5 protein-coding genes are annotated in these 5,279 nt (G+C 73.1%); all 5 read left to right on the plus strand.

Annotation, left to right across the window (positions count from 1 at the left end; genetic code table 11):
* The first annotated feature begins 571 nt into the window (after positions 1-571).
* Complete coding sequence (purD, locus tag L6E12_RS11590; RefSeq protein WP_236227896.1) at positions 572-1,834, plus strand: phosphoribosylamine--glycine ligase; 1,263 nt, start codon at positions 572-574, stop codon at positions 1,832-1,834.
* 111 nt (positions 1,835-1,945) lie between these two features.
* Complete coding sequence (locus tag L6E12_RS11595; protein WP_236227897.1) at positions 1,946-2,374, plus strand: hypothetical protein; 429 nt, start codon at positions 1,946-1,948, stop codon at positions 2,372-2,374.
* Entirely contained in the window at positions 2,367-2,996 is a 630-nt protein-coding gene (locus L6E12_RS11600) for a DUF3558 domain-containing protein (protein ID WP_236227898.1), read from the plus strand. Before L6E12_RS11595 ends, L6E12_RS11600 begins: the two co-directional genes overlap by 8 nt.
* A 9-nt stretch (positions 2,997-3,005) precedes the next feature.
* Positions 3,006-4,331: a PPE domain-containing protein gene (locus L6E12_RS11605; RefSeq protein ID WP_236227899.1), complete on the plus strand. Its 1,326-nt coding sequence runs from the start codon at positions 3,006-3,008 to the stop codon at positions 4,329-4,331.
* A gap of 2 nt (positions 4,332-4,333) precedes the next feature.
* Positions 4,334-5,110, plus strand: coding sequence for an ESX secretion-associated protein EspG (locus L6E12_RS11610; RefSeq protein WP_236227900.1), 777 nt, complete (start codon positions 4,334-4,336; stop codon positions 5,108-5,110).
* The last annotated feature ends 169 nt before the right edge of the window (positions 5,111-5,279 follow it).

Genomic DNA, 5,279 nt, shown 5'->3' on the forward strand with positions numbered 1-5,279 from the left:
CCGACCTCGACCCGCCCGACCCCGACCTCGACCCGCCCGACCCCGACCTCGACCCGCCCGACCCCGACCTCGACCCGCCCGGCCTGGCCCGACCCCTGGCGAAGTCCAGCCCGATCACCTGCCCGCGCCCTCCCGGGCGCCCACCTCCGGCGCCCTCCTGGTGCCCACCCACCCGGCCTCCCCAGAACAGACCGACCCCGTCCCCGAAACGTCACCCATCCCAGCGACAGAACTTGTCCACAGGCAAGATCAACAGCGCCCCCAACTCGTATTCCCGCTGGTAGAATGGCCCAAGGGCCGCAGATCCCCTCGGGAGGGTGGGGGCTGTGGATGGCTCCCGTGTGGTGCACGCCGCCAGATTTGTCAACCACTTGCCCCTCCCTGTGGACAACCGCGGGCCACTCGCGTCGGCCCAGGTGCGGCGCCTCGGGGAGGGGCCGTGGGCCTCGGGGAACGTGCCCGCCGCGAGCAGCCGACGCCGACCCGGGTTGACGGCGACCGGAGGCGGGTGGGGTGCGCACCGGCCACTCGATTACCGCCGTTCGGCGCACAGCCTCTACGCTCGCTCCTCGTGCGTGTCCTGGTGATCGGGTCTGGCGCCCGCGAGCATGCCCTGGTCCTCGCCTTGTCGAAGGACCCCGAGGTGGTCGCGCTGGCGTGCGCGCCCGGCAACGCCGGGACAGCCGCGCTGGCGGAGACCTACGGGGTCGACGCCGTGGACCCCGCCGCCGTGGTCGAGCTGGCCGGGCGGTGGAAGGCCGACCTCGTCGTCATCGGGCCCGAGGGGCCGCTGGTGGCCGGGGCGGCCGACGCGGTGCGCGCGGCGGGCATCGCCTGCTTCGGGCCGGGGGCCGAGGCGGCGCGGATCGAGGGGTCGAAGGCGTTCGCCAAGGACGTCATGACCGCCGCGGGGGTGCCGACCGCGCACAGCGAGGTCGTGGACAACCCCGCCCGCCTCGACGCCGCCCTGACGCGGTTCGGGCCCACCTGGGTGGTCAAGGACGACGGGCTCGCCGCGGGCAAGGGCGTCGTGGTCACCAAGGACCTGGTGGCCGCCCGCGCCCACGCGATGACGCTGCTCGACGGCGGGCACCCGGTGCTCCTCGAGTCGTTCCTCGACGGCCCCGAGGTCTCCCTGTTCTGCGTGGTCGACACCGCCGGGGCCGTGGTGCCGCTGCTGCCCGCCCAGGACTTCAAGCGCGTCGGCGACGGCGACGCCGGGCCCAACACCGGCGGCATGGGCGCCTACACCCCGCTGCCCTGGGCGCCCGAGGGGCTGGCCGACGACGTGGTCGAGCGCATCGTGCAGCCGGTCGTCGACGAGATGGCGCGGCGCGGCACCCCGTTCTCCGGGCTGCTGTACGCGGGCCTGGCGATGACCTCGAAGGGGCCCGAGGTGATCGAGTTCAACTGCCGCTTCGGCGACCCGGAGACGCAGGCCGTGCTGGCCATGCTGCGCAGCCCCCTGTCCACCCTCCTGCACGCCGCCGCCACCGGCACCCTCGCCGCCCACCCGCCGCTGGAGTGGGCGCCCGGTTCCGCCGTCACGGTCGTCGTCGCCGCCGACGGCTACCCCGGCCGCCCCCGCACCGGCGACGTCATCACCGGCGCCGAGGGCGAGGGCGTCCTGCACGCGGGCACCCGCCGCCGCGACGACGGCGCCCTGGTCTCCGCCGGTGGCCGCGTCCTCGCCGTCGTCGGCACCGGCCCCGACCTCCGCACCGCCCGCGCCGACGCCTACCACCGCGTCGACGCCGTCCACCTCCCCGGCTCCCACCACCGCACCGACATCGCCCTCCGCGCCGCCGACGGCGAGATCACCCTCCCCGACTAGCGGGAACCGCGACCGGGTTTTCTCCGTCAAAGTTCAGGTAGGCCCTACCAGCACGTTGGTAACCTGCAACCGGAGATGACACGGTCACGATGAGTACCGGGGGTGCGTGACATGGATGCCAACCCACTCGGGGCGCTGGGCGGTGTGGTCGGCGGTCTGCTCGGCGGCGCCGCCAACCTGCTCGACAACCTCACCCGCGGCACGGCCCCGTCCAGCGGCGGCCACTTCGTCGTCAACCACGACAACGTCCTCGCCGCCGCCAAGATCATCCAGAACCAGGTGGACGAGCTCAAGGACACCTTCGACGACGCCCACGACGACCTCGAGATCGTGCCGCCCGGTGACGACGAGGTGTCCCAGCGGATGACCGAGGCGTGGAACGACATCCTGATCAGGAACGAAGACTCCTACGCGGTGCGGGTACAGGAGTACATCCTGGGCCTGAACAAGCTGGTCAGCCAGCTCAGGGCCACGGCGAAAGACTACGGCTACAACGAGGAGCAGATCACCTCCGCGCTCGGAGGATCCCGCGTTGTCTAGTCGACTGCTGCTGTCCGCGTCGATCGCCGTCCTGGCGCTCGGCGCGGTCGCATGCACCACCAGTGAGAGTGGCACCCCTACGTCCCGGGAGACTGCGCCGAGCGGTCCCCCTTCGGGTTCGGCGACTACGCAACCGCCCCCGACTGTGGACATCCCGGCGCGGCCTGCTGACCTCAAGCTCGACTCGGTCGATCCGTGCGCACTGATGACCACTGATCAGCTCAAGCAGTTGAAGGTGAACCGCACCCGATCGACTGTCGACAAGAGTGAAGCTTTCGCGGGTGCGAAAGAGTGCGTCCTCGATGTTTCCGAGCAAGCGCCGTACCACGACTACAGGCTCACCGCCGTGACGACCGAGGGCATCGGTCCGTGGCTGACCGGCAAGCGCAACGTCGAGGCCGCGTTGGTCTCCGTCGGCGGTTACGGTGCCGCCCAGTACTTCATCCCCGGGGACGGGCCCAACTCCGTGGACTGCACGACGACGATCGACGTCGCGCCGGGCCAGCAGTTGATGGTGAGCGCGGACGCGGTCAGTCCACTCACGTTCACCCAGGAACAGTTGTGCCAGATGAGCCAGGAGGCCGCGGAGCTCGCTCTCGCGACCTTGCGGGCTTCGAGGTGAGGGGCTGACATGGCGAACGACTACGGACTCGGCGACCTGCGGTTCCAGGGCTACAGCTACCAGGCCCTCGCCGCCCAGCTCGACGCGTTGCGCGGCGGCCCCGGCTCGGACAGCCTCGACCGGGCCGTCGGGGCGCTCAAGCGGATCGCCGACGGCTTGGACCAGACCGACCGCACGCTGCGCCAGGAGTTGGCCAAGATCGGCGTGGAGTGGGAGGGCGACGCCTCGCAGCGGGGGCAGGAGGCGACCAAGGCGGCGAGCGTCTACGCCGAGGACGCGGGGACCCGGGCGGGGGCGACCGGTGCGAACGTGGGTGAGCAGGGTGCGGTCTTCGACTCCACCCGCAACGCCGCGCCCCAGGGCGGGGAGTTGCGCGGCCCCACCCAGACGGGGTTCTTCGACGACCTCGCGGGCACGTTCGGCTACACCACCGACAACGCGCGCAAGGTCGAGGAGACCCGGGCCGCGCACGACGCCGCCGCGGCGGCGATGAACGACTACAGCCGGGGCAGCCAGTCGGCCATCGGGGGTGCGCAGGCGCTGCCCGTGCCGCCCGGGTTGGACCTGGTGGCGCAGCCCGCGCCGCACCTCGGGGGCACGTCCGCGCAGAGCTTCACCGGCAACCCCGGTTCCTTCACCCCCACCGGTGCCGCTGGGGCCCCCGGTTCACCGGGGAGCATCAGCCTCGCGGCCGGGAACCAGGCGGGGGTGTTCTCCGGCATCGACGGGGGCGGTGGCAGCGGCTCCGGCGGATCCGGGAGCAACAGCCCCAACAACTCCGGCAACTTCAACAACCCCGGCGGTGTCAACTCCCCGCCCGGGGGCGGCAATCCCCTCGGCAACGGCCGGATCGCGGGCATCGGGCCGACCGGTGGTTCCCCGGGTGGGTTGGCGCCCGGTGGTGGCGGCTTGACCGGGTTCCGGCCCGGGTTCGGCCCGGGTCTGGTCGACGGGGTGGCCACGGCCGCGGGCATCGCCGGTGCCGGTGGGGCCGGGGCCGGGGTCGGGTCCGCGCTGGAGAAGGACCGGCTGGTCCGCGGGGGCGGCGGCAAGGGCGTCGCCGGTGCCGCGGGCGTGGACGGGTCGGAGGCGCGCAACAACAAGTCGGCGATCGCCGGGGCTCCGGAGGAGGAGGCCAGGGCGGCGCGCAACGCCGAGCGGCTCGGGGGGACGCGCGGTGGGCGCGGTTCCTCGCTGATGTCGCCCGCGGCGGCCGGGGCCGGGGCGCCGGGGGAGGACGACGACGAGCACGTGCGCAAGTACGGGATCGACTCCGAGGACGTCTTCGGCGACGACCGGCTCGTGGTGTCGCCGGTGCTGGGCCAGGACGACTGAGCTTGTCCACCAGCGCCACGACCACCACAGTGCTCTCGGCGCTGGAGTTCGACGTCGTGTGGGAGGCCGAGCGGTTGCCGCGCAGGCACGTGGCGGTCGACGTGCCGAGCCCGGGGACCACCTACACCGAGCGGGCAGGCTTGGTCGAGGGCGCGTTCGCCTCGCTGGAGCAGCGGGGGTTGGTCGAGCGCGGGCGGGTGGTGCCGGAGCTGGCCGACCGGCTGAGCCTGCTCGCCCACCCCAGGCTGTCCGTGGACAGTTGGGTGTGGACGGACCGGCAGATCAAGGCCCTCGCGGTGACCTCGGGCGAGCAGGCGATGCTCGCCGCGGTCGACCGGGAGGAGGTGTGGTTGATCCCGACGCGGGCGACGGCGATCGCCGAGGCGGCGGTGTCGATCGCCGGTGAGGTCCCGGCCGGGCCGGGGCGGTCGGTGAGCCTGCCGACCGAGCTGCTGCTCGACGCGGACAGGGCGGCGGGCGGCAACCCGCAGGGCATGGTCACCACGCTGTACCAGGGCGGCGTCCTGCTGTCCGACGCCCAGGAGCTGGTGAGCATGGTCACCGGGATGCGGGTGCGCGGGCAGCTCGGGGCGGAGCGGGTGGGCCGCGACCAGCGGCGCAGGCGGGCCGACCGGGTCGTGTCCTTCCACGACACCGAGGCGGGCCGGTACGTCTACCTGACCAGGCCGAGCAACGACGGTCGCATGTGGAGCACCATCACCCCGGCGGACAACGCCCGCCTGGCCGGGTGCGTGTGGGAGTTGCTCGAAGAGGTCTGAACCGGTGGGGAACCGGCCCGCCGCGGCCCCCGTCTGAGGTCCCAGCACCGAACTGCTCGGAGGGGGTCGGACCGTGACCGGCGTGGACTACAACCTGCAGGCGATCGAACAGTGCCGGGCCGCCGTGGCCGGTCAGGCCGGGCCGATCGCGGCCGCGGGCGACGGCCTG

This window comes from Actinokineospora sp. PR83, assembly GCF_021056305.1.
GTDB classification, from domain to species: Bacteria; Actinomycetota; Actinomycetes; order Mycobacteriales; family Pseudonocardiaceae; genus Actinokineospora; species Actinokineospora spheciospongiae.

Bases quoted from the DNA above. Each gene is read 5' to 3' on its own strand.
- L6E12_RS11605 (WP_236227899.1), top strand. From the start codon at position 3,006: ATGGCGAACGACTACGGACTCGGCGACCTGCGGTTCCAGGGCTACAGC.
- L6E12_RS11595 (WP_236227897.1), top strand. From the start codon at position 1,946: ATGGATGCCAACCCACTCGGGGCGCTGGGCGGTGTGGTCGGCGGTCTG.